Genomic DNA, 23387 nt, shown 5'->3' on the forward strand with positions numbered 1-23387 from the left:
AGATGCTGGGCCCACCCCCTCCGGACCTGTCCTCGCCACTCCCGCCGCCCCCGCCGCAAGCCGCCGCCGTCGCGACCGCCACCGTCCCGGCCAGAAGCAACCCCGTGATGCGTACTCCGAGTGAGACCGCCATGACGCCCCCGTCATCCCAAGTCCCTTTCATGATGGGGCTGTTCGGGCCGGACGGAAAGCGCCTTCGTGCAGGGTGCGCAGCCAGGGGCCAACCGACGTTCGAGTGACGGAAACACCTCGGCACCGGCGGCCGTGGAGCCGTCGGTGCCGAGGTGGGAAGGGGACCGGGTCGTCGTACCCCTAGATGATCAGCGAGAGGAGCAGGACCAGTCCGCCCGCGACCACCGAGATGATCGTCTCCATGACCGACCAGGTCTTGATGGTCTGGCCGACGTCCAGGCCGAAGTACTCCTTGACCAGCCAGAAGCCGGCGTCGTTGACATGGCTGAAGAAGAGCGAGCCGGCGCCGATGGCGAGGACGAGCAGGGCCGGCTCGCCGGTCGACATGCCCTCCGCGAGCGGGGCGACGAGGCCGGCGGCGGAGATCGTGGCCACCGTGGCCGAACCGGTCGCGAGCCGGATCGCCACCGCGATCAGCCAGGCCAGCAGGAGCGCCGGGATCGACCAGTCCTTGGAGATGTCCAGGACCATCTGACCCACACCGGAGTCGATCAGGGTCTGCTTGAAGCCGCCGCCCGCGCCGACGATCAGCAGGATGCCGGCGATCGGCGCGAGGCCCTTCTCGACGAGCGGGGAGAGCCGCTCCTTGCCGAAGCCCGCCGGGCGCAGCAGCGTGAAGATGCCCACGAGGACCGCGGCCAGCAGGGCGATCATCGGGGAGCCGACGACGTCGAAGACGCGCTGGGTGAGGTTCTCGGGGTCGTCGATCACGATGTCGACCAGCGCCTTGGAGAGCATCAGGACGACCGGCAGGAGGATCGTGGCCAGCGTGGGCCCGAAGCCGGGGCGCTTCTCCAGCTCCTCCGAGGCGCGCTGCGGGATCATCCGGTCCGGCGCCGGGACGTCCACCCAGCGGGCGGCGTACCGGGAGAACAGCGGACCGGCGATGATCACCGTCGGTATGGCGACCAGGACGCCGAGCGCGAGCGTCACGCCGAGGTTGGCCTGCACCGCGTCGATCGCGACCAGCGGGCCGGGGTGCGGCGGCACCAGGCCGTGCATCACCGACAGTCCGGCGAGGGCCGGGATGCCGATCCGCATCAGGGAGTAGTTGCCGCGCTTGGCGACCATCAGCACGACCGGGATCAGCAGGACGACGCCGACCTCGAAGAACAGTGGCAGGCCGATGACGGAGGCGATCAGGACCATCGCCCACGGCATCGAACGGCCGCCCGCCTTCTCCAGGATCGTGTCGACGATCTGGTCGGCGCCCCCGGAGTCGGCGAGCATCTTGCCGAGGATCGCGCCGAGGGCGATCAGCACACCGACACCGGCGACCGTGGTGCCGAGGCCGGTGGTGAAGCTGGCGATGGCCTTGTCGAGCGGCGCGCCCGCGACCGCGCCGAGCACGAGCGTGCCCAGGGTCAGCGACAGGAACGCGTGGAGCCTGAACTTGGTGATGAGCAGAACGATGACGGCGATGCCCGCCAGTACGGCGATGCCCAGCTGAGCGTGACCGGCCGAGGTGATCGGCTCCGGTGCGTCCGCTGCCAGCATCTCGACGCTGAGTCTGGTCACGGGGATTCCCTTGCAGGTACGGGGACTTCTACGGAACTTCTTCGGGAAAGGGGTGCTACGGGAGTTCGGTGAGCGCCTTCGCGGCCCGCCCGGTGATCTCCTCCGGGCCGCCGGAGACGTCGACCACGACCCCGGCCTCGTCCTCCTGGAGGGGCTGGAGCGCGGCGAACTGCGAGTCGAGCAGCGCGGTGGGCATGAAGTGGCCCTGCCGGTGCGCCATCCGGTCCTCGATGAGGGCGCGGTCGCCCGCGAGGTGCACGAAGACGACCCCGGGCGCCTCGGCCCGCAGCCGGTCGCGGTACGACCGCTTCAGCGCCGAGCAGCTGACCACCCCGCCGAGCCCCGCCCGCCCGTGCGCCCAGGAGCCGATGGCGTCGAGCCACGGCCACCGGTCCTCGTCGGTCAGCGGGGTGCCGGCCGACATCTTGGCGATGTTGGCCGGCGGGTGGAAGTCGTCGCCCTCGGCGTAGGGCACGCCGAGCCGGGCCGCGAGCAGGGGACCGATGGTGGTCTTCCCGGTGCCCGCGACGCCCATGACCACGACGACATGGGGGGTGTTCATCGCTGCCTCACTGTCTGCTGTCGTCCTCGACATCTGATGTCGACGCAACTGAAACCGATTAGGTACGACAAATTCAAGACCCTGTGACTAATAAGTCTGACTTTTTCTCGGTGTGACGTGCCCCGTACTCTGAGTGCATGAGCACATCGGGCCGGGGGCTGCACGGCCAGGTACTGGAAACCCTCGGCCCCGCGATCACCGCGGGCGAGTACCCGCCGGGCAGCGTTCTGCGCACCGACGAACTGGCCCAGCGTTTCGACGTCTCGCGCTCCGTCATGCGCGAGGCGGTCCGGGTGCTGGAGTCCATGCACCTGGTCGAGTCCCGCCGCCGCGTCGGCGTCACGGTTCGGCCCAGGGCGGAGTGGAACGTCTACGACCCGCAGGTCATCCGCTGGCGGCTGGCCGGCGCCGACCGGCCGCGGCAGCTGCGCTCACTGACCGTGCTGCGCTCGGCGATCGAGCCGGTGGCAGCCGGCCTCGCCGCGAAGAACGCGACCGCGGAGCAGTGCGCCGAACTCACCGAGTGCGCGCTCGGCATGGTCGCCAACTCCAAGGGCCACCGTCTGGAGGGCTACCTCCTCCACGACATCGCCTTCCACCGGGTGATCCTCAACGCCTCCGGCAACGACATGTTCGCCCGCCTCGGCGACGTAGTGGCCGAGGTCCTCACCGGCCGCACCCATCACGAGGTCATGTTCGAGGACCCCGACCCGGCCGCCGTCACCCTCCACGTCCGCCTCGCCGAGGCGATCCGCGCGGGCGACGCGTCCCACGCGGAGGAACTGACCCGCGAGATCACCGCCGGCGCGCTCCAGGAGCTGGACATCCTCGCGCCCTAGTCGAGGAACTCCCCGTCCAGATACGTCCAGACCCCGTCGACCCGCTCGAACCGGCTGCGCTCGTGCAGCGAACCGCCCTTGAACGACGCCCGGAACGTCACCGTGCCGGTGCTGTGGAACGCCGTGCCGTCGGCCGCTCCCAGGATCTCCAGGCCGGTCCAGCGCATGCCGGGTTCGAAGCCGACCCCCGGCGGCCGGGTCCGCGGGTGCCAGGTGCGCAGCAGATACGCCTCGTCGCGCTGCACGAAGGCGCAGTACCGCGAACGCATCAGCGCCTCGGCGGTCGGCGCCGCGGCCTCGCCCCGGTGGAAGCGGCCGCAGCAGGCGTCGTAGGTCTCCGCGAGACCGCAGGGGCAGGAGGAAGCGGCGGCGCGCGGCCGGGACTTCGAGGTGCGTCGGGACATGACGCCATTCTCCCGGAACGGCGCCCGTGCGAAGACCTACCCGGCGTTGGTCGGCGGATGCGAGGGCCGGGCCGGGATCAGCGTGGGCAGCGGCGGCAGCGCCGTGCCGTGCACCCACGCCTCGAACAGCCCGTCCAGAGACTCGTCGGCGTACCGGTTGACGTGGGCCGTCAGCGTCGCGGTGGTCACCGCCCCGCCCCGGTGCAGCCCGGCCCAGCCGCGCAGCATCCGGAAGAACCCCTCGTCGCCCATCGCACAGCGGATCGCGTGCACGGTGAGCCCGCCGCGCTCGTAGAGCCGGTCGTCGAACATCGACTTGCGGCCCGGGTCGGCCAGGCGCAGGTCCTGCGGCAGCGAGGACACCAACCGGTGTGCGGCGGCGGCCAGTTGATGGGCGGTGCGGCCGCCCGAGCGCTCCGACCACAGCCACTCGGCGTACTTGGCGAACCCTTCGTTCAGCCAGATGTGCCGCCAGTCCGCGATGGACACGCTGTTGCCGAACCACTGATGGGCCAGCTCGTGCGCCACCAGCCGCTCCGAACCCCGGGCCCCGTCCACGTGGTTGGCGCCGAACAGCGACAACCCCTGGGCCTCGACGGGCACATCGAGCTCCTCCTCCGTGACGAGGACCGCGTACTCGTCGAACGGATAGGGCCCGAACAGCTCCTGGAACAGCTCCATCATCTGTGGCTGCCGCGCGAAGTCCCTGGAGAACTCCGGCAGCAGCTGCGCCGGGATGTGCCCGTGCTGCGGCACCCCGCCCGGGCCCGGGTCGCCGAGCAGCACCGTCTGGTACTTGCCGATCGCCAGCCCGACCAGATAGCTGGACGTCGGCGCGGCCTGCTCGTACACCCAAGTCGTCGTCGAGGCACGGGTGGTGCGCGTCAGCAGCCGGCCGCCCGCCACCACCGCGTACGCCGACGGCGTGGTGATCGAGATCTGGTACGACGCCTTGTCCGCGGGCCGGTCGTTGCACGGGTACCAGGACGGCGCCCCGATCGGCTGGCTCGCCACCAGCGCCCCGTCCTCCAGCTCCTCCCAGCCGAGCCCGCCCCAAGGGCTGTTCACCGGCTTGGGGTTGCCCGACCAGTGCACCTCGACGGTGAACGCGGCCCCGGGCCGCACCGGCTTCGCGGGCCGCACCCGCAGCTTGCCGCCGCGGTGCGTGTAGTGCGCCTGCCGCCCGTCCACCCGCACCCGCCCGATCTTGAAGTCGGACAGGTTGAGCATGAACTCGGCGAGCGGCGAGCGCCCCGCTATCGCGTTGATCCTGCCGCTGCCCGCCAGCCGGTTCGGGCCCGGGCGGTAGTCCAGCGCGAGCTCGTACCGGTGCACCCGGTACCGGGCGTCACCGTGGTCCGGGAAGTACGGGTCCGAACCCGCCGCCTGCTGAACTGCCACTGCCGCTTCTGCTCCCTGCGCTGCGTTGCCACTTGGACCCGCCGGTGCACCGCTCACCGGATCCGAGTGGCCCGCGTTCAGGGCCGCCATGCCTCGATCGGGTTGCCGAGCCAGCGGGTGTCGTCCGGGACGGACTCCGCGGCCATGACGAGCGACGCGGGACCCAGGGTGGTGCGGGCCCCGATCGTGCTGCCGGGCAGCACGATCCCGCCAGGGCCCAGCGTGGCGCCCTCACGGAGAACAACAGTATCCGTCCGCAAGATCCGGTCGTGGAAGAGGTGGGTCTGGAGCACACAGCCCCGGTTCACGGTCGCCGCGTCCTCCAGCGTCACCAGATCGGTCTCCGGCAGCCAATAGCTCTCGACCCAGACGCCCTTGCCGATCTTCGCGCCGAGGCCCCTGAGCCACGCCGTCAGCACCGGCGTACCGGGCACGGAACCCGCCAGCCACGGCACCGCGAGCACCTCGACGAAGGTGTCCGCCAGTTCGTTGCGCCACACGAAGCCGCTCCACAGCGGGTGCTCCCCGCTGCGGTGCCGCCCCACGAGCAGCCACTTCGCGACCATCGACACCAGCCCGGCGGCCACCCCGGCCGCGAGCAGCACGACCCCGGCCAGCAGCCAGGCCCAGGCGCCCAGCACGCACAGCGCGGCCACCGTCAGCACGGCGAGACCCGCCGAGCAGAACACCGGCACGATCCGGCACAGCTCCACCAGGCCCCGCGCCCACAGCAGCCGCGCCGGCGGCTCGTAGGTCCGGCTCTGGTCGCTGTCGGCCGCGTTGCGCGGCAGCTTCACCGGCGGCAGCCCCAGATACGACGTGCCCTTCTTCGCCTTCTTCGGAGTGGCGGACAGCACGCCCACCAGCCCGCCGTCCGGCACGGTCCGCCCCGGCGCGGTCATCCCGGAGTTCCCGAGGAACGCCCGCCGCCCGATCTCCGCACGCCCTATCCGCACCCAGCCGCCACCGAGCTCGTACGGCGCGGTCAGCGTGTCGTCGGCCAGGAACGCGCCCTCGCCGACCGTCGTCAGGCTCGGCAGCGCCAGCACGGTCGACACCTCGGCACCGCGCCCGATCCGCATCCCGAGCAGCCGCAGCCACACCGGTGTGACCAGACCGGCGTACAGCGGGAACAGCGTCTCGCGCGAGCGGTCCATCAGCTGTGTCACGGTCCAGGCCTGCCACCCGATCCGGCTGTGCGTCGGATACGTCCCCTCGCGCAGCCCCACGCTCAGCAGCCGCACGGAGACCAGGAGCAGCAGCGCGTACGCCAGCCCGAAGGCGAGCGTGGCCGGGACCAGGGCCAGGAAGGCGCCGGCCAGCGGAGCGGACCCGGCGATGAAGGGCCGGGCCACCAGGAACGCGGCGCCGCCCGCCAGCACGGGGAGCGCGCTGAGCGCGAGTCCGGTGATGCCGTACATCACCCGCCAGTAGGTGCCCCGCACCGGCCGCTCCTTCGGCCAGTTCCGCTTGGCCTTGCCGAGCTTGACCGCGGGCGCGCCTGCCCAGCGCTGACCGGTCGGGATCTGCCCGGTGACCGCCGAACCCGGCGCCACCTCGGCCCGCTTGCCGACCCGGGCGCCGGGGAAGAGCATGCTGCGCGTGCCGACGACGGCGTGCGCGCCCACCTTGACCTGGCCGATCTCCAGCCGGTCCCCGTCCAGCCACCAGCCGGACAGGTCCACCTCGGACTCCACGGCTGCGCCCCGGCCCAGCTTGAGCATGCCGGTGACCGGCGGCAGGGAGTGCAGGTCGACGTCCTGGCCGATCTTGGCGCCCAGGGCACGCGCGTACCGCTCCAGCCAGGAGCCGGTCAGTGAGGTCGCCCCGGTGAACTCGGCGAGCCGCTCGGCCGTCCACAGCCGCAGATGGACGCTGCCACCGCGCGGGTGACGGCCCGGCTGGACACCGCGCAGCAGCAGCCGTGCCCCGCCGGCCGCCAGCGCGAGCCGTCCGGGCGGGCTGAACAGCAGCAGCGCCCCGGCCCCGACCAGCCACCACGAGGTGGACGGCAGCCAGGAGTACGGCAGGACGTTGCCGAGCGCGGCCAGAGGGACCAGCCAGCGCAGGCCCAGCAGTGTGAACAGCGGCAGCAGGACGAGGGTCTGGATCACCTGGGCCTTGACGGGCACGGGTGCGATCACCCGCTCGGCGCCGTCGTCCTGGACGGACTCCTCCAGGCGCCGGGCCAGCTTCCGCAGCGTGGGCTGCTGGTAGATGTCGAGGACGGCCGCGCTCGGGTAGCGGGTGCGCAGCCGGGTGGTCAACTGGGCGGCGGCCAGGCTGGAACCGCCTATGGCGAAGAAGTCGTCGCGGGCACTGGCGACCGGCATCCCGAGGACCTCGGCCCACTGCTCGGCGAGCCAGGCCTCGGTGCCGTACAACTGCTCCTTGGGGCCACCGGTCTCAAGACCCTCCAGGGGCCACGGCAGTGCGTTGCGGTCCACCTTGCCGGAGGTACGCGTCGGCAGGTCCTCGACCGGCGCGAGCAACGGCACGAGCGCGGCGGGCAGTTCGGCCCGCAGCTTCTCCACGGCCGTCGCCTGGTCCCAGCCGTCCTGCGTGACGACGTACCCGACCAGGAGCTGGTTGCCGCTGCGGGCGGTGCGCACGGCGGCGGCCGCTCCCGCGACCCCGGGCAGCGCCTGGAGAGCCGCGTCGACCTCACCCAGCTCGATCCGCCGGCCACCGAGCTTGATCTGCTCGTCGGCCCGCCCGAGGAAGATCAGGCCCTCGGGCTCCGCCTTCACGAGGTCACCGCTGCGGTACGCCCGCTCCCAGCCCAGCGACTTCAGCGGCGCGTACTTCTCCGCGTCCTTCTCGGCGTCCAGGTACCGGGCGAGCCCGACCCCGCCGATCACCAGCTGCCCGCTCGCGCCCATCGGCACCGGGTCGCCGGCCTCGTCCACGACGGCCAGCTCCCAGCCGTCCAGCGGCAGCCCGATCCGAATGGGCTCCGCACCGGACATGAGCGAGGCACACGCCACCACGGTCGCCTCGGTCGGCCCGTAGGTGTTCCACACCTCGCGCCCCTCGGTGACCAGCCGCTGCGCCAGCTCGGGCGGACATGCCTCACCGCCGAAGATCAGCAGGCGTACGTCGTTGAGGGTCTCGGGCTCCCACAGCGCGGCGAGCGTCGGCACCGTCGAGACGACGGTGATCTCCTGCTCGACCAGCCAGGGCCCGAGATCGGCACCGCTCCTGACCTGGGAGCGCGGTACCGGCACCAGACAGGCGCCGTAGCGCCAGGCCAGCCACATCTCCTCGCAGGAGGCGTCGAAGGCGACCGACAGCCCCGCCATGACCCGGTCACCGGGACCGATGGGGTCCTCGGTGAGGAACAGCGCGGCCTCGGCGTCCACGAAGGCGGCGGCGCTGCGGTGACTCACCGCGACACCCTTGGGCTTGCCGGTGGAGCCGGAGGTGAAGATGATCCACGCGTCGTGCTCGATGCCGGGCCGGGCGGCGGGGACCTCGGCGCGTCCGTTGACGGTCAGCTCGTGCCCGGCGCCGACCACGGCCCGGACCTCCGCCTCCCCGAACACCAGCTCGGCCCGCTCGTCGGGGTCCTCGGCGTCGACCGGGACATAGGCGGCACCGGCGGCGAGGACGGCCAGGATCGCGACGTAGAGGTCGTTGGTGCCGGACGGCACCCGCACGCCCACCCGGTCGCCGAGGCCGACCCCGGCCTCGCCCAGCCGCCGCCGCAGCCGCTCGACCTCGGCGGCCAGGGCGCGGTAGGTGAGCCGGGTGGTGCCGTCGTCCAGGGCGAGCTCGTCGGGGCAGGACCGCACGGAGGCGTCGAAGACGTCGACGAGCGTGCGGGGGGAGGCGGCGGAGCCCCCGGAGAATCGGGCGGTGTCGCCGAACTGTTCGCGGATCTCTGCGCTGAGCTCCTCGTTGAGCAGGCCGAGAGCGCTGCTCTCGTGTGTGGCTGCCATCGGTCCTCGCGTCTCGATCCCGGAAGCCTCCGGGGCGCTGGCGGGCCCGCAGGTCTGCCTGGGGTTGTCCGGCTCCAGCTCGTAACAAGCCCGAAATTTTAGTACGACGGTAGGTTCGGGCCACCGGAACGGCGACCCGGGAGGGCCGTCCGGGGGCCGCGGCGGGCCGAGTGCAAGCCTCTGACCTGGTGATCTTTACACCGAGCGAGAGATGCCCCACATACAGCGAACAAGGGGTCGAACACGACGAATCCCCCGGCCGCTGAGCGGCCGGGGGATTCGGCTGGTGTCCGAGGGGGGACTTGAACCCCCACGCCCGATAAAGGGCACTAGCACCTCAAGCTAGCGCGTCTGCCATTCCGCCACCCGGACAAGGTGTCTGTCGTGCGGGGTTTCCCTCGCGGCGACGAAGGAAACATTACCAGGCTTTCGAGGGGCCCCGATCACCCCCCGTCCCGGCCCCTGTCTCCGCGTGAACGCCTTGTGACGGGCCGGTCCCGGTCTTGGGGCGGACCCCGTGACGGAGAGAGGATGAGGGGAACCACCAGCAGTGACAGCGGGAGGAACAGCGTGAGCGACACGGACACGGCCAGGGGCGTCACCGGCGAGGACGAGGTCGTGGACCTCTGCCGCGAGCTGATCCAGATCGACACCAGCAACTACGGCGACCACTCGGGACCGGGGGAGCGCAAGGCGGCCGAGTACGTCGCGGAGAAGCTCGCCGAGGTGGGCCTCGAACCGAAGATCTTCGAGTCGCACCCCGGCCGCGCCTCCACCGTCGCCCGGATCGCAGGCGAGGACCCATCGAGGCCCGCCCTCCTGATCCACGGCCACACCGACGTCGTACCGGCCAACGCGCAGGACTGGACCCACCACCCGTTCTCCGGCGAGGTCGCCGACGGCTGTGTGTGGGGCCGGGGCGCCGTCGACATGAAGGACATGGACGCGATGACCCTGGCGGTCGTCCGCGACCGGCTGCGCAGCGGGCGCAAGCCGCCCCGGGACATCGTCCTCGCGTTCCTCGCCGACGAGGAGGCCGGCGGCAAGTTCGGCGCCCGGTACCTCGTCGACCACCACCCGGACCTCTTCGAGGGCGTCACCGAGGCCATCAGCGAGGTCGGCGGCTTCTCCTTCACGGTGAACGAGCAGCGCCGGCTCTACCTGATCCAGACGGCCGAGAAGGGCATCCACTGGATGAAGCTGACCGTGGCCGGCACCGCCGGGCACGGCTCGATGATCCACCGGGACAACGCCATCACCGAGCTGTCGGAGGCGGTCGCGCGGCTCGGGCGGCACAAGTTCCCGGTCCGGGTCACCAAGACCACCCGGGCCTTCCTCGACGAACTCGGCGACGCGCTCGGCACCGAGCTGGACCCGGAGAACATGGAGGGCACCCTCGCCAAGCTCGGCGGTATCGCCAAGCTCATCGGCGCGACCCTCAGCAACACCGCCAACCCCACCCAGCTCGGCGCCGGCTACAAGGTCAACGTCATCCCGGGCGAGGCCACCGCGCATGTCGACGGGCGCTTCCTGCCCGGCTTCGAGGAGGAGTTCCTCGCCGACATCGACAAGCTCCTCGGCCCCAAGGTCCGGCGCGAGGACGTGCACGCCGACAAGGCCGTGGAGACCGGCTTCGACGGGGCGCTCGTGGACGCCATGCAGTCCGCGCTGGTCGCCGAGGACCCGGCCGCCAAGGCGATCCCCTACATGCTCTCGGGCGGCACCGACGCCAAGTCCTTCGACGACCTCGGCATCCGCGGCTTCGGCTTCGCGCCGCTGAAGCTGCCCCCGGAGCTGGACTTCGCCGGGATGTTCCACGGCGTGGACGAGCGGGTGCCGGTCGACGGGCTGAAGTTCGGCGTGCGCGTTCTCGACCGCTTCATCGACGCGAGCTGAAGGCGCCGAACGGGTTGACGCGGTTATTCGGCCGCCCGTGCGAGATCGGTCGGGAAGGGTGAATGCGCTCATAAGCTCGTATCCCCATTACTCCCTCCTCGTTACAGGTGATGCGATCCGCTGCTTGGGATCGCATTGCCAACGAGGAGGAATAATGATCAAGAAGGTCGTCGCCGCTGCGGCTGCCACTGGTGGCCTGGTTCTCGCGGGCGCGGGCCTTGCCGTCGCCGACGCCGGTGCGCAGGGTGCCGCTGTGGGCTCCCCGGGCGTCCTGTCCGGCAACGTCGTCCAGGTTCCCGTTCACATCCCGGTGAACGTCTGCGGCAACACGGTCTCCGTGATCGGCGTGCTGAACCCCGCCTTCGGCAACACGTGCATCAACAAGTGACGTTGTGCCTCGCCCTTAGTTAGACAGGGCTGAGCCCGTCGGCCCCGGAGCGCGCGCCATGCGCTCCGGGGCCGACCGGCCTTTTCGAAAGGAAAAGAACCGCGTGGCAGCGGTATTTCGAGACAAGGTCGAAGGCAGGGATTCGGTACATGCGACAAGTCACCCGTAAGAGCCTGATGACAGTGGCGGCGGCGACCGGCGTGATCGCCGCCGCGGGAGGCGCCGCCCACGCCGACACGGGCGCGAGCGGATCGAGCACGAACTCACCCGGCGTGCTGTCGGGCAACACGGTGTCGGCGCCGGTGCACGCACCGGTGAACGCCTGCGGGAACACCGTGGACGTCGTCGGGGTCCTCAACCCGGCGATGGGCAACAGCTGCGGCAACCAGGGCGGCGGCAAGGGATCGGGCGGGCGCGGCGGCTCGGGCGGTCACGGAAGCCGTGGCGGACAGGGCGGCCACGGCGGGCACAGCGGTCACGGAGGCCACGGCGGTCACGGGGGCGCGGGCGGCTCAGGGGGCTCGCACTCCGGCGGACACACCGGCGGTTCACCCGGGGTGGGCTCCGGCAACCACGTCGAGGTGCCCATCGACGCTCCCGTGAACGTCTGCGGCAACAGCGTGGACCTCATCGGGGTCGGCAACAGCACCATGGGCAACGACTGCGGCAGCAACTCCGGCGGCGGGCACCACACCCCGCCCGGCGGTCACCGGACGCCGCCCGGATCGCCCGAGCAGCCCGGCAACCCGAGCGGTCCCGGCACCCCGGGCAACCCGGTGGAGCCCGGTCCCCCCGGCACCCCGACCACTCCGCCCGGCCCGGGCGCCCACACCCCGGGCACCGGCACGCACGGCAACCACCCGGGCACCCAGACCGTGACCCAGCCCATGGGCAACGCGGAACTCGCGCAGACCGGCAGCAACCTGCCGCTCGGCCTCGCGCTCCCCGTCGGCGCCGGGGCCCTGCTCGCGGGCGCGGTCCTCTACCGCAAGGCACGCGCCTCGGTCTAGGGCACGATCCGTGGTCGTGCTCCTAGGGCACACCGCGGGAAACGGAGCGGGCCCCGCCTCGGCGGGGCCCGCTCCGTTCGTCCTGTCTCACCACGTGGCACGCACCTGGCGGATGATCCGCCGGCGCAACCGCACCCTGCGGCTGCCGTCGCGCATGAGGCTCAGTCGGTCCAACTCCCAGTGTCCGTACTCGGCATGGTCCGTCAGCAGACGTGTGGCGTCCTTGCGGGAGACCCCCCGAGGTACGTACACGTCGACAAATTCGTATTCCGGCATCGCATCTATTGTGCGGGCCGGGGCCTCGTACGGATAGCGTCTGCACTATGTCTGATGCTGTGCAGCCCACCGCTGCCGAGGTACGTGCCGCCGCCGAGGCGGTCAAGACCGCGCTCGACCGCCACCTGGCCGCGGTCGAACGGAGGTCGGGGGAGGACGACCCCGCCGTCTACGAGGCCTTCAACGAACTGGCCGCGGCCGCCGAGGCGTACGACGAGCTGCTCTACGACCGCTACGACGAGGTCACCCCCTTCGAGATCCCCGGTGCGGAGGACGCACCGCCGTACACCGGCCCCGAGGAGCCGAACGCGCTGAGCGTGCTGATCCGCCGTGACTACGCGGTGGTGGAGCCGCAGCGGCTGCTGGCGCAGGCCGAGCGGATCGAGGCGGCCGAAGACGGTCTCGGCGCGGAGGCCTCCGGCACGGTGCACGGGGCGCTGGGCGTCCTCTTCGGCGAGTTCGAGCCCGACGAGATCGCCTCCCGGCACAAGGAGTTCGGCCTGGAGGAGGGCGACTCCACGCTGTGGGTGACCGCGGCGGACGAACCGGCCGAGCCGGGGGAGTGGCTGGAGGCGCCGTTCGAGGCGGTCGATCCGGAGCGGGTGGTGTGCCGGTTCGACGCGAGCGCGATGTTCGACGACGCCGACGAGGTCGATCTCGAGGACGAGGATCTGGAGCCGTTGGACCTGGACCGGCGCTGACGTTCCATGACGGCGGCCCCGGAGATCTTCTCCGGGGCCGCCGTCATGCGGGTCAGGTGGCCGTCGGTGTTCCGAGCAGCGTCGGGAGGCGTGTCGTGCGCGGCTTGGCCGGGATCTCGGCCACCGCCCTCGCCAGGGCCTGGTCCGCGCCGTGGACGACGGACAGGTGGCGGGACGCCGTGCCGAAGGCCGTGTAGACCCAGGGGCGGGTCAGGGCATGGGTGGCGTCGCCCGGCAGGACCGCCACCACCGCCGGCCAGCGGCCGCCCACCGCCTGGTGCGCGGTCAGGGCCCAGCCGTGCCGGACGGACTGCTCCACACGCTCCTTCGGTACGACGACGGGCTCGCCGGCGCAGGTCAGGTGCAGTCCCTCGGCGTCCGCCTTCACCACGCGGCCGGAGATCGTACGGCCCGGTGCGGGCGAGTACGCGACCCGGTCGCCGGGGTCGAAGCCGCCGAAGCGGCCGGGGCCGGGGTTGAGGCGCTCCTTCAGGGCGGCGTTGAGCGCGCGCGTGCCCGCGGCGCCGCCGTGGCCCGGGGTGATCACCTGGGTCTCCTCGGTGGGGACGCCGATCGCCCGCGGCACCGAGTCCGCGACCAGCTGCACGGTCCGGTGCACGGCCTCGCCCGCGTCCCGCACCGGCACGATCACGACCTCCTTGCCGGGCGCCTCGACCTGGTTCAGCTCCCCGATGCCGATCCCGGAGACCAGCTCGCCCAGCGGTCCGGGGTCCGGCCTGCGGGAGGCGACCTGCGGGCAGATCCGCGCGGCCAGGAGATCGGCGAACACCCGCCCGGCGCCCGCCGACCACAGCACCGCGGGATCCCCGCACAGCACCAGCCGCGCCCCGTCCGGCAGCGACTCCACCAGCAGCGCGGCCGTCTCGACGTCCAGCTGGGGCGCGTCGAGCACGACGAGCAGATCCAGGTCGAACGCCCCGTCGGCGTCCCGCCCGGGCCCCTCGGCACCGGTGAGAAGCCCGGCGACGGTGGCGACGGGACGGCCCGTGGACTCGGTGTGCGCTTCTCCGGGTGCCGTGCCGTCCTGCCCCACGCCCGGTCCGTCGCCGCCCGGCAGCGCTCCGAACCGGTCGCGTCCCAGCGGGCTGTGCGTGGCCGCCCACGCCCGCAGCCCCAGACCGCGCGCCGCGCCCAGCAGGGCCGCGGGCTCCGCGAGAGACGCCTCGCCACCGGTGTGCAGGGCCAGCCCCGCCCCGGCGACCGCGCGGATCAGCTCGCCGGCGGAGCCCTCGGCGGACGCCGCCGCGCCCTCCCAGTCCTCGGCCGAACCGCCCTCCTTGGGCACGGAGTTGATCAGCCGGGCCAGTCCGTCGGCGAGGCTCTCCTCCGCCAGGGCGTACCGCTCAAGACCCACCAGGATCCGGACCGGCCGCTCGGCCCCCTCCTCGTCGTCCTCCTCGGCAACCGGCGCACTCGGGTCGAGGGCGTCCTGGAAGACCAGCGCCTCACCCTCGGCGAGCGTGCTCTGTACGGCGGCCTCGGCGTCCGGCACGCCCCGCTGGGCCAGTGCCGCGGTGAGCGCCGGCATCTCCAGCGCGGTGTGCCCGGCGAGGGCCGCCTGCTCCAGCAGCCAGACGGTGACCGCCCGACCCCGCCGCTCGTCGTCCGGCGCGCACTCCGCGCCGAGCAGCGCCCGCGCGAACCCGTCGGCCTGCTCGGGCCGCACTCCGGAGATCCGCAGCAACTGCCAGGGGTCCGCCCGCAGTTCGTCGTCCGCGCCGTCCCCGAGCGCGGCGGCGACCTGCAGGGCGAGGGCCTCCGGCGCCCCGCCCTCGGCCAGCACGCGCCGTACGGCCTCCACGGTCCCCGGCGCGGGCCCGGCGCCCGGGCCGAGCACCCCGCCCGATCCGGCGGCCCCACCCGAACGGGCCACCTCCTCCGCCACGGGGCGTGGCCGCGGCACCGGCTCCTGAGCGGTCCGGCGAGGCGGCTCGGGCTCACTGAAGACAGTGGCCGAGGGCTTCTCGCCGCCCTCCACCGCACGGACGGCGGCGAGGAGTTCGGCCGCCTTGCCGCTCAGCTTGGCGCCGCCCACGACCGGCCCCGCCTTCTCGGCCTTCCGCCGCGCGATCCGCTCCCGCTCGACCCGCTGCGCCGCCAACTCGGCCTCGGCCTCGGACAACTTCGCGCTGTCGGAGCCCTCACCTGAATCGGAGCCCTCACCAGAAGCAGATTCGCCGGCAGGGGTTGCTTCCCCGCCGTCGCCCGCGTCGCCCCCATCGCCCCCGTCGCCCTCCGACCCCCCGGTCGCCCCACTCCCGGCGCCCCCGCTGTCCCCCTCCGGCGCGCCGTCCTCCGTCGCGGCGGCCCGCGTCTCCGGCTCGGTCTCCTCCGTGGGGTCCGGCTCCGTGCTCACAGCGTGCTCCAGTCGTGATCGGGATAGCGGTGCACGGGCGCCGACACATCGTCGAGCGCCCGGCAGATCTCGTCAGGAAGACTAAGGGCCTCCACTGACAATGCCGCCGTGAGCTGCTGCGAGTTGCGCGCGCCGACGATCGGGGCGGCCACTCCCGGCCGGTCCCTGACCCACGCGAGGGCCACCTGGAGCGGGGTGACGGCGAGCCCGTCGGCCGCCGTGGTCACCGCGTCCACGATGCTGCTCGCCATGTCGTCGAGGTAGGGCGCGACGAAGGGTGCCATGTGCTCCGAGGCACCCCGGGAGTCGGACGGCGTGGTGTTGCCCCGGTACTTGCCCGTCAGCACCCCGCGCCCCAGCGGGGACGAGGGCAGCAGCCCGATGCCCAGGTCCAGCGCGGCCGGCAGCACCTCGCGCTCGATCCCGCGCTGGAGCAGCGAGTACTCCAGCTGTGTCGCGGCCAGCCGGGTCCGCGTCCCGGGCGCCGCCAGCTGCCAGGTGCCCGCCTTGGCGAGCTGCCAGCCGCAGAAGTTGGAGACCCCGGCATAGCGCGCCCGCCCGCTGCTGACGGCCAGGTCGAGGGCCTGGAGCGTCTCCTCCAGGGGGGTCCAGGGGTCGTAGGAGTGGATGTGCCAGACGTCGACGTAGTCCGTGCCGAGCCGGGCCAGCGAGTCGTCCAGCGCGGAGAGCAGGTGTCCGCGCGAGCCGTCGACCCGGCGGTCCGGGTCGGCCACGCTGCCCGCCTTGGTGGAGATGACCAGGTCCCGGCGCGGGACCAGCCCTTCTATGAGGCGTCCGAGCAGGTACTCGGACTCTCCGTCGCCGTACACGTCCGCCGTGTCGACCAGCGTCCCGCCCGCCTCCCAGAACGTTTTCAGGAGGTCCGCCGCGTCGTGCTCGTCGGTGTCCCTGCCCCAGGTGAGGGTGCCGAGCCCGATGCGGGACACGCGCAGGCCGGTACGGCCGAGATGCCTCTGCTCCATGAACGCCGAGATTACTGGCCAGAACCTGTCGCGTGGGGGCCTGTGGACAACGGATTCCCACAGGTGCGCGGCGAATTGCCGTCCGGTCACCGGCCCGGGCCGTGACCTGCCCCGCCGCGCCCTGTCACGCTAAGGTCTGCCAGCAAGGGACGTTACTGATCGGTAAGGGGAATCGGCCATGCAGCTCGGGATCAACCTCGGCTACTGGGGCGCCGGAATGGACGCGGACAATCTCGCCGTCGCCCAGGAGGCCGACCGGCTCGGATACGCCGTCTGCTGGGCCGCCGAGGCCTACGGCTCGGACGCGGCCACCGTGCTCACCTGGGTCGCCGCCCAGACCGAGCGGATCGACGTCGGTTCGGCCATCTTCCAGATCCCGGCCCGCCAGCCGGCGATGACCGCGATGACCGCCGCGACCCTCGACTCGCTCTCCGGCGGCCGCTTCCGGCTCGGCCTCGGCGTCTCGGGGCCGCAGGTCTCCGAGGGCTGGTACGGCGTCAAGTTCGACAAGCCGCTGGCACGCACGCGTGAGTACGTCGAGATCGTACGGAAGGCCATGACACGCGAGCGCCTGTCGTACGAGGGCGAGCACTGGACGCTGCCGCTGCCCGACGGTCCCGGCAAGCCGCTCAAGCTGACCGTGCACCCGCAGCGCGAGCACATCCCGCTGTACATCGCCGCGATCGGCCCGAAGAACCTGGAGCAGACCGGCGAGATCGCCGACGGCGCCCTGCTGATCTTCCCCTCGGCCGAGCACCTGGAGGACACCGCGATCCGGCATCTGCGTGCCGGTCGCGAGAAGGCGGGCAAGACCCTCGACGGGTTCGACATCTGCCCGACCCTGCCGCTGGCCCTCGGCGAGGACAAGGACGTGACCACCCTCGCCGACACCTTCCGCCCCTACACCGCGCTCTACGTCGGCGGCATGGGCAGCCGCAAGCAGAACTTCTACAACCAGCTCGCCCGGCGCATGGGCTTCGAGGCGGCGGCCGCCGAGGTCCAGGACAAGTACCTGGCCGGCGACAAGGACGGCGCCGCGGCCGCCGTCCCGCACGACCTGATCGACAAGACGGCCCTGCTCGGCTCGGTGGACCGCATCGCGGACCGCATGAAGGAGTACGCCGCGGCCGGTGTCACGACCCTGACCCTGGCCCCCGCGGGCTTCACCCTCGACGAGCGCCTCGCCGCACTCCGCGCCGGCACCGAGGCGATGGAGCGCGCCGGGCTCGCGTAACGGCGACGGCGGCGCCCGGAAAAGCTCTACGGCCGTGGTGGGGGCTCGGGGGTCTTCCCCGCCACGGCCGTCACGTGATTCAACGCGCCCACGCGCGCGCGGTTACGCCCCGGACGTGACCCCGGTGGTCCTCCTTTTGGCGGAGTTGTCCGACACAGCTGTTGCAGTGCCCCTCGCGCCGCATTTGACTCTTTCTTTGCGGATTGCCGCGGAGTCCGGCAGAGAGGTGCCCACGATGCTTTCGGCCAAGAGTCTGTACCAGGAGATCCTCGACAACGACGAGTCCTTCCGGCTGTTCTGTTCCATCGCGGCCAGCGGGGAGTCGCAGGGCGGCTGGGAGAACGCCCGAATCGCCGCCCTGGTGCCGCGGAGCGAGCGCGACCTCGCCCCCAAGATCACCCGGCACGGCGCCGACGAGGACAAGCACGGGCGGATCTTCAACGCCCTGATGAAGAAGCGTCATCTCGAACCCGTCCCGGTTCCGCCGGAGACCGACTACACGATGCTCCTGGAGAAGCACGGCATCGGCCTCGCCCACGAGAAGCTCAAGAGCGACGAGCCGCTCACCGTGCGGGACATCGTCACCTACCTCGCCCACAGCCGGGTCACCGAGCAGCGCGCCTCCGAGCAGATGGAGCTCCTTCGCAAGCATTTCGCCGACCATCCCGACCTCGGCCGCGCGGTGAAGATGATCTCGAACGACGAGGACAACCACCTCGCCTACTGCCACGAGGAACTGCTGCGCTTCGCGTACGCGGGGCACGGCCGCGCCATCCAGGAGACGCTCAGGGAGTGCGCGCTGGCCGAGATCCGCGTCTACCGGGACGTCAGCCTCGCGGTGATGGCCCACATGGGACGCATCCTCGGCTGGCCGCGAGCGAAGTCGGCGGTCCTGGCCGCGGGCATCCACGGCGTCTACGCCTACGAGCGCGCCGCGGGCTGGCGCCGCATGGTCTCCCTCCGGATGCCGGAGCGCCGTGACGCCCTCGGCGGACCGGCCACCTCGGCCCCCGAGTTCGCGTGAGCCGCCTCTAGAGCCAGCCCCGGCGCTTGAACGTCCGGTACAGCAGTACCTCCAGGACGGCCATCAGCGCGATCACCGCCGGATACGACCACACCCAGTGCAACTCGGGCATGTGGTCGAAGTTCATGCCGTAGATCCCCGCGATCATCGTGGGGATCGCGGCCATGGCCGCCCACGCGGAGATCTTCCGCATGTCGTCGTTCTGCCGCACGCTCATCTGCGCGAGATGCGCCGACAGGACGTCCGACACCAGCCGGTCGAGCCCCTCCACCGACTCGTTCACGCGCGCGAGATGGTCGTTGACGTCCCGGAAGAAGGGCCGCGCCCGGTCGTTCACGAACGGCACGGTCCCGCCGAACGCCCCCACGCCCGCCAGCCGGGTCAGCGGCACCGCGAGCGGCCCGGTGGCCCGGCGGAACTCCAGGACCTGCCGCTTGAAGGTGTAGATCCGGGACGCGGTGTTCCGCGAACCGCCGCCGTCCGGCGAGAACACCTCCGCCTCCAGCTCCTCCAGGTCGGTCCCCAGCTCCGTCGCCACCTCCAGGTAGTGGTCCACGACGGCGTCGGCGACCGCGTACAGCACCGCGGTGGGCCCCTTGCCGAGCAGCTGGGGCTCGTGCTCCAGACGCTCCCGTACGGCCTTCAGGGGCGAGCCCACGCCATGACGGACCGTCACCACGAAGGCGTCGCCGAGGAAGAGCATGACCTCGCCGGTGGAGACGGAATCGCTCTCGGGCTCGTACCTGACCGGCTTGAGGACCACGAACAGCGAGTCGTCGTACACCTCCAGCTTGGGCCGCTGATGTGCCTTGAGGGCGTCCTCCACGGCCAGCGGATGCAGTCCGAACTCCCGGGTGACCAGGTCGAACTCCTTCTCTCTGGGCTCGTGCAGCCCGATCCAGACGAACCCGCCCGAGGCCCGCGCCGCGTCCAGCGCGTCCGACAGGTCCTCGGGGCCGTCCGTCCGGTGCCCGTCCCGGTAGATGCCGCAGTCGACGATCACGGAGCGTATTCTCCCGTCGCTCGAAGAACGTTGCATTCCGGTGTACGCCTACCCTGGGCGGCATGCCCACGCTGATCCTCGTCCGGCACGGACGATCCACCGCCAACACCGAGGGACTGCTCGCCGGGTGGACGCCCGGGGTCGCCCTGGACGAGCGCGGCGCCGCACAGGCCGCCGCGCTGCCCGGACGGCTCGACGGAGTACCGATCGCCGAGGTCGTCGCGAGCCCCCTCCAGCGCTGCCAGGAAACGATTCAGCCGCTGCTCGACGCCCGGCCGGGACTCTCCGCGCACGCCGAGGAGCGGATCGGGGAGTGCCACTACGGCGACTGGTCCGGCCGCAAGCTCGCCGAACTGATGGACGAGCCGCTCATGGAGGTCGTACAGGCGCATCCGTCGGCGGCGGCGTTCCCCGGCGGCGAGTCCATGCGGGCCATGCAGACGCGCGCGGCGGAGGCCGTACGCGAGTGGAACGCGCGCGTGGAGCGCGACCACGGCGCCGACGCCGTCTATCTGATGTGCTCGCACGGCGACATCATCAAGTCGCTCGTGGCCGACGCACTCGGACTTCATCTCGACCTCTTCCAGAGGATCTCCGTTGAACCGTGTTCCATCACCGTCATCCGTTACACCCGTCTGAGGCCGTTTCTCGTCCGCCTCGGTGACACCGGTGACTTCGCCTCCCTGGTGCCGCGCGAGGAGGCGCGGAGCGGTGACGCTCAGGTCGGTGGTGGTGCGGGCGCACCGTGATCGTCGGGCGCAGTAGGGTGAAGCGGTTCACACAAGCGCGTTCACGCATGGACGTTCCCGTACTCACGAATCCAATGGAGACAGGACGTGTCCCGTCAGGTGTTCCTCTATGACCCTCCGGACCGCTTCGTCGCGGGCACGGTCGGACTGCCCGGACGCCGTACGTTCTTCCTCCAGGCCACGGCCGGCCCCCGGGTGACCAGCGTGGCCCTGGAGAAGACGCAGGTCGCCGCCCTCGCCGAGCGGATGGACGAACTCCTCGACGAGGTCGTGCGCCGCAGCGGCGGCAGCGCCTCGGTCCCGGCGGTCCCGCCCACCGAGGTCTCCGACACCGCCCCCCTCGACACCCCCGTCGAGGAGGAGTTCCGGGTCGGCACCATGGCCCTCGCCTGGGACGGCGAGGAGCAGCGCATGATCGTCGAGGCGCAGGCCCTCGTCGAGCTGGAGGCCGACTCCGAGGAGGACCTCGCCGAGGCCGAGGAGAAGCTCCTCCAGGACGAGGAGAACGGACCCCCGATGCTGCGGGTCCGCCTCACCGGCGCGCAGGCCAGAGCCTTCGCCAAGCGTGCCCTGGACGTCGTCAACGCCGGGCGGCCGCCGTGCCCGCTGTGCAGCCTCCCGCTCGACCCGGAAGGACACGTATGTCCGCGCCAGAACGGATACCGCCGCGGAGCGTGACCACCGCGGAGCTGCTCACCCGGGGTGAGCTGACGGTACGCGGGCAGATCCGGGACGCCTCCAACGCGGTGCTCCAGTGCTCCGTCTCGTGCGACGGCCAGGAGGTTCTCTGCGTCTACAAGCCGGTCCGCGGCGAGAGACCCCTCTGGGACTTCCCCGACGGCACCCTCGCCCAGCGCGAGGTCGCCGCCTACGAGGTGTCCGAGGCGACCGGCTGGGGCCTGGTGCCGCCCACCGTGCTGCGGGACGGGCCCTACGGCGAGGGCATGTGCCAGCTGTGGATCGAGGGCGTCCCGGGCAGCGAGCTGCTCGCCCTGGTCGAGGCCGAGGAGCCCGAGCCGGGCTGGAGGGCCATCGGCTTCGCCGAGGTCGACGAGGGGCGTACCGCGCTCCTGGTGCACGCGGACGACGAGCGGCTGCGCAGGCTCGCCGTCCTCGACGCCGTGATCAACAACGCGGACCGCAAGGGCGGCCACCTGCTGCCCGCCGCCGAGGACCGCCTCTACGCCATCGACCACGGCGTGACCTTCAACACCGAGAACAAGCTGCGGACCCTGCTGTGGGGCTGGGCGGGGGAGCCCCTCACCGGCGAGGCCGTCGACGTGCTCAAAGGGCTCAAGGAGGCCCTGTCGGGCGAGCTGGCCGACCGGCTGGCCGACCTGATCACCCCCGCCGAGATCGACGCCACGCGCGCGCGTGTCGACGCCCTGCTGGACTCCGGGAAGCACCCGGAACCCGGCGGTGAGTGGCCGGCCATTCCCTGGCCGCCCGTCTAGCGGGACACTGCACACGGCACCGGACCGCGCAAGAAGGCCTTACCGGCCATCCGGCCCGGTCCGGTTCGTATACGGAACACCAGTCCGGTTAGGCTCATGACATGCATGCCTGGCCCGCTTCCGAGGTCCCCGCCCTGCCTGGTCAGGGCCGCGACCTGAGGATCCACGACACCGCGACCGACGGTCTTGTCACCCTCGACCCCGGTCCCGTCGCCCGTCTCTACGTCTGCGGCATCACGCCGTACGACGCCACCCACATGGGGCACGCGGCGACCTACAACGCGTTCGACCTCGTGCAGCGCGTGTGGCTCGACACCAAGCGCCAGGTCCACTACGTCCAGAACGTCACCGACATCGACGACCCGCTCCTGGAGCGCGCCGAGCGGGACAGCGTCGACTGGACCGCCCTCGCCGAGAAGGAGACGGCCCTCTTCCGCGAGGACATGACCGCCCTGCGGATGCTCCCCCCGCGGGACTACATCGGCGCGGTCGAGGCGATACCCGGGATCGTGCCGCTCGTCGAGCGGCTGCGGGACGCCGGTGCCGCCTACGAACTCGAGGGCGACACCTACTTCTCCGTCGAGTCCGACCCCAACTTCGGCAAGGTCTCGAACCTCGACGCGGCCGCCATGCGGCTGCTGTCCGCCGAGCGCGGCGGCGACCCGGACCGCCCGGGCAAGAAGAACCCGCTCGACCCGATGCTGTGGATGGCCGCCCGCGAGGGCGAGCCCAGCTGGGACGGCGCCTCGCTCGGCCGGGGACGCCCCGGCTGGCACATCGAGTGCGTCGCCATCGCCCTCGACCACCTGGGCATGACCTTCGACGTCCAGGGCGGCGGCTCCGACCTCGCCTTCCCGCACCACGAGATGGGCGCCTCCCACGCCCAGGCGCTCACCGGCGAGTTCCCCATGGCCAAGGCGTACGTCCACGCCGGCATGGTCGGCCTCGACGGCGAGAAGATGTCCAAGTCCAAGGGCAACCTGGTCTTCGTCTCCCAGCTGCGCCGCGACGGCGTCGACCCCGCAGCCATCCGGCTCGCCCTGCTCGCCCACCACTACCGGGCCGACTGGGAGTGGACCGACCAGGTCCTCCAGGACGCCGTGGACCGGCTCGGCCGCTGGCGTGCCGCCGTCTCCCGGCCCGACGGACCCTCCGCCGAGGCGCTCGTCGAGGAGATCCGCGAGGCCCTCTCGAACGACCTGGACGCCCCGGCCGCGCTGCTCGCCGTGGACCGCTGGGCCGCCGCACAGGAGGAGCACGGCGGCACCGACACGGGCGCGCCCGGCGTGGTGACGCGTGCGGTGGACGCGCTCCTCGGAGTCGCGCTGTGAGGCCGTAGGGAGTCGCAGGGAGCCCTGGGGAAAGTAGGAAGCCGTAGGGAGCCCTGGGGAAAGGGGCGTTTCCTCTCCGCGGAGGGAAGCGCCCCTTCGTCCTG

The 23387-nt window shown here is 71.9% G+C and carries 20 protein-coding genes and 1 tRNA gene; 11 read left to right on the top strand and 10 right to left on the bottom strand.

All coding sequences use genetic code 11. The features are described from left to right. Positions 1–312: 312 nt before the first annotated feature. Both G3I78_RS24680 and G3I78_RS24685 read right to left on the bottom strand, forming a co-directional pair. The gene (locus G3I78_RS24680) at positions 313–1710 is read right to left on the bottom strand and encodes a gluconate:H+ symporter (RefSeq protein WP_164428193.1); all 1398 of its coding nucleotides are present in this window, start codon (positions 1708–1710) and stop codon (positions 313–315) included. 55 nt (positions 1711–1765) lie between these two features. Beyond that, positions 1766–2272, bottom strand: a complete 507-nt coding sequence (locus G3I78_RS24685) for a gluconokinase (protein WP_164428195.1) — start codon at positions 2270–2272, stop codon at positions 1766–1768. Between the two features lie 137 nt (positions 2273–2409). Here G3I78_RS24685 and G3I78_RS24690 point away from each other — a divergent pair, with 137 nt between their 5' ends. Beyond that, positions 2410–3111: a FadR/GntR family transcriptional regulator gene (locus G3I78_RS24690; protein WP_164428197.1), complete on the top strand. Its 702-nt coding sequence runs from the start codon at positions 2410–2412 to the stop codon at positions 3109–3111. Here G3I78_RS24690 and G3I78_RS24695 read toward each other — a convergent pair. The 4 genes from G3I78_RS24695 to G3I78_RS24710 all read right to left on the bottom strand — a co-directional run bounded on the left by G3I78_RS24695 (position 3108) and on the right by G3I78_RS24710 (position 9229). Beyond that, positions 3108–3515: a YchJ family metal-binding protein gene (locus G3I78_RS24695; RefSeq protein WP_164428198.1), complete on the bottom strand. Its 408-nt coding sequence runs from the start codon at positions 3513–3515 to the stop codon at positions 3108–3110. The two genes, G3I78_RS24690 and G3I78_RS24695, sit on opposite strands and share 4 nt — an antisense overlap. Positions 3516–3551: 36 nt before the next feature. Then, positions 3552–4916 (bottom strand): M1 family metallopeptidase, encoded by a 1365-nt coding sequence (locus G3I78_RS24700; protein ID WP_164428200.1) that lies wholly within the window; start codon positions 4914–4916, stop codon positions 3552–3554. 77 nt (positions 4917–4993) lie between these two features. Further along, entirely contained in the window at positions 4994–8857 is a 3864-nt protein-coding gene (locus tag G3I78_RS24705; protein WP_164428202.1) for a Pls/PosA family non-ribosomal peptide synthetase, read from the bottom strand. Positions 8858–9141: 284 nt separating this feature from the next. Continuing rightward, positions 9142–9229, bottom strand: a tRNA-Leu gene (locus G3I78_RS24710). Between the two features lie 198 nt (positions 9230–9427). Here G3I78_RS24710 and G3I78_RS24715 point away from each other — a divergent pair. From G3I78_RS24715 to G3I78_RS24725, 3 genes are all read left to right on the top strand, one after another. After that, on the top strand, positions 9428–10753 hold the full coding sequence (locus G3I78_RS24715) for a M20/M25/M40 family metallo-hydrolase (RefSeq protein WP_164428204.1): 1326 nt from the start codon (positions 9428–9430) through the stop codon (positions 10751–10753). Between the two features lie 154 nt (positions 10754–10907). Beyond that, entirely contained in the window at positions 10908–11141 is a 234-nt protein-coding gene (gene chpH, locus G3I78_RS24720) for a chaplin ChpH (RefSeq protein WP_164428206.1), read from the top strand. A 149-nt stretch (positions 11142–11290) separates the two neighbouring features. Next, positions 11291–12151 carry a chaplin gene (locus G3I78_RS24725; RefSeq protein WP_164428208.1) on the top strand — a complete coding sequence of 287 codons (861 nt, stop codon included), beginning with the start codon at positions 11291–11293 and terminating at the stop codon, positions 12149–12151. A gap of 87 nt (positions 12152–12238) precedes the next feature. On the opposite strand, the gene G3I78_RS24730 is transcribed toward G3I78_RS24725, so the two are convergent. Next, the gene (locus G3I78_RS24730; RefSeq protein WP_007380901.1) at positions 12239–12427 is read right to left on the bottom strand and encodes a DUF5703 family protein; all 189 of its coding nucleotides are present in this window, start codon (positions 12425–12427) and stop codon (positions 12239–12241) included. Between the two features lie 47 nt (positions 12428–12474). Between G3I78_RS24730 and G3I78_RS24735 the strand changes: the two genes are divergently transcribed. Further along, entirely contained in the window at positions 12475–13128 is a 654-nt protein-coding gene (locus G3I78_RS24735; protein WP_164428210.1) for a hypothetical protein, read from the top strand. A 52-nt stretch (positions 13129–13180) separates the two neighbouring features. Here the strand turns inward: G3I78_RS24735 and G3I78_RS24740 are convergent, their stop codons facing one another. Continuing rightward, positions 13181–15505 carry a helix-hairpin-helix domain-containing protein gene (locus G3I78_RS24740; protein ID WP_164428212.1) on the bottom strand — a complete coding sequence of 775 codons (2325 nt, stop codon included), beginning with the start codon at positions 15503–15505 and terminating at the stop codon, positions 13181–13183. After that, entirely contained in the window at positions 15502–16488 is a 987-nt protein-coding gene (locus G3I78_RS24745) for an aldo/keto reductase (protein WP_164428214.1), read from the bottom strand. Before G3I78_RS24745 ends, G3I78_RS24740 begins: the two co-directional genes overlap by 4 nt. A 178-nt stretch (positions 16489–16666) precedes the next feature. On the opposite strand from G3I78_RS24745, the gene G3I78_RS24750 reads away from it, so the two are divergent. Both G3I78_RS24750 and G3I78_RS24755 read left to right on the top strand, forming a co-directional pair. Then, positions 16667–17722: an LLM class F420-dependent oxidoreductase gene (locus tag G3I78_RS24750; protein WP_164428216.1), complete on the top strand. Its 1056-nt coding sequence runs from the start codon at positions 16667–16669 to the stop codon at positions 17720–17722. Between the two features lie 235 nt (positions 17723–17957). Beyond that, positions 17958–18746, top strand: coding sequence for a ferritin-like domain-containing protein (locus tag G3I78_RS24755; protein ID WP_164428218.1), 789 nt, complete (start codon positions 17958–17960; stop codon positions 18744–18746). 7 nt (positions 18747–18753) lie between these two features. Here the strand turns inward: G3I78_RS24755 and corA are convergent, their stop codons facing one another. Beyond that, positions 18754–19749 carry a magnesium/cobalt transporter CorA gene (gene corA / locus G3I78_RS24760; RefSeq protein ID WP_164428219.1) on the bottom strand — a complete coding sequence of 332 codons (996 nt, stop codon included), beginning with the start codon at positions 19747–19749 and terminating at the stop codon, positions 18754–18756. 62 nt (positions 19750–19811) lie between these two features. Between corA and G3I78_RS24765 the strand changes: the two genes are divergently transcribed. The 4 genes from G3I78_RS24765 (at position 19812) to mshC (ending at position 23283) form a co-directional block, all read left to right on the top strand. Further along, positions 19812–20498 (top strand): histidine phosphatase family protein, encoded by a 687-nt coding sequence (locus G3I78_RS24765; RefSeq protein WP_164428221.1) that lies wholly within the window; start codon positions 19812–19814, stop codon positions 20496–20498. Positions 20499–20585: 87 nt separating this feature from the next. Further along, a complete protein-coding gene (locus G3I78_RS24770) occupies positions 20586–21176 on the top strand; it encodes a DUF3090 domain-containing protein (protein WP_164428223.1) in 591 nt (196 codons plus the stop codon). After that, on the top strand, positions 21140–21952 hold the full coding sequence (locus tag G3I78_RS24775) for an SCO1664 family protein (protein ID WP_203615460.1): 813 nt from the start codon (positions 21140–21142) through the stop codon (positions 21950–21952). The genes G3I78_RS24770 and G3I78_RS24775 overlap by 37 nt, the downstream gene beginning before the upstream one ends. Before the next feature lie 101 nt (positions 21953–22053). After that, positions 22054–23283 (top strand): cysteine--1-D-myo-inosityl 2-amino-2-deoxy-alpha-D-glucopyranoside ligase, encoded by a 1230-nt coding sequence (gene mshC, locus G3I78_RS24780; RefSeq protein WP_164428227.1) that lies wholly within the window; start codon positions 22054–22056, stop codon positions 23281–23283. Positions 23284–23387 lie beyond the last annotated feature (104 nt).

It is taken from the genome of Streptomyces sp. SID13726, assembly GCF_010548375.1.
Classification (GTDB): domain Bacteria; phylum Actinomycetota; class Actinomycetes; order Streptomycetales; family Streptomycetaceae; genus Streptomyces.

Excerpts from the sequence above, each read along its gene's own strand:
- G3I78_RS24685 (WP_164428195.1), bottom strand. The coding sequence starts at position 2,272 with ATGAACACCCCCCATGTCGTCGTGGTCATGGGCGTCGCGGGCACCGGG.
- G3I78_RS24690 (WP_164428197.1), top strand. The coding sequence starts at position 2,410 with ATGAGCACATCGGGCCGGGGGCTGCACGGCCAGGTACTGGAAACCCTC.
- G3I78_RS24695 (WP_164428198.1), bottom strand. The coding sequence starts at position 3,515 with ATGTCCCGACGCACCTCGAAGTCCCGGCCGCGCGCCGCCGCTTCCTCC.
- G3I78_RS24705 (WP_164428202.1), bottom strand. The coding sequence starts at position 8,857 with ATGGCAGCCACACACGAGAGCAGCGCTCTCGGCCTGCTCAACGAGGAG.
- chpH (WP_164428206.1), top strand. The coding sequence starts at position 10,908 with ATGATCAAGAAGGTCGTCGCCGCTGCGGCTGCCACTGGTGGCCTGGTT.
- G3I78_RS24725 (WP_164428208.1), top strand. The coding sequence starts at position 11,291 with ATGCGACAAGTCACCCGTAAGAGCCTGATGACAGTGGCGGCGGCGACC.
- G3I78_RS24730 (WP_007380901.1), bottom strand. The coding sequence starts at position 12,427 with ATGCCGGAATACGAATTTGTCGACGTGTACGTACCTCGGGGGGTCTCC.
- G3I78_RS24735 (WP_164428210.1), top strand. The coding sequence starts at position 12,475 with ATGTCTGATGCTGTGCAGCCCACCGCTGCCGAGGTACGTGCCGCCGCC.
- G3I78_RS24745 (WP_164428214.1), bottom strand. The coding sequence starts at position 16,488 with ATGGAGCAGAGGCATCTCGGCCGTACCGGCCTGCGCGTGTCCCGCATC.
- G3I78_RS24750 (WP_164428216.1), top strand. The coding sequence starts at position 16,667 with ATGCAGCTCGGGATCAACCTCGGCTACTGGGGCGCCGGAATGGACGCG.
- G3I78_RS24755 (WP_164428218.1), top strand. The coding sequence starts at position 17,958 with ATGCTTTCGGCCAAGAGTCTGTACCAGGAGATCCTCGACAACGACGAG.
- G3I78_RS24765 (WP_164428221.1), top strand. The coding sequence starts at position 19,812 with ATGCCCACGCTGATCCTCGTCCGGCACGGACGATCCACCGCCAACACC.
- G3I78_RS24775 (WP_203615460.1), top strand. The coding sequence starts at position 21,140 with ATGTCCGCGCCAGAACGGATACCGCCGCGGAGCGTGACCACCGCGGAG.
- mshC (WP_164428227.1), top strand. The coding sequence starts at position 22,054 with ATGCATGCCTGGCCCGCTTCCGAGGTCCCCGCCCTGCCTGGTCAGGGC.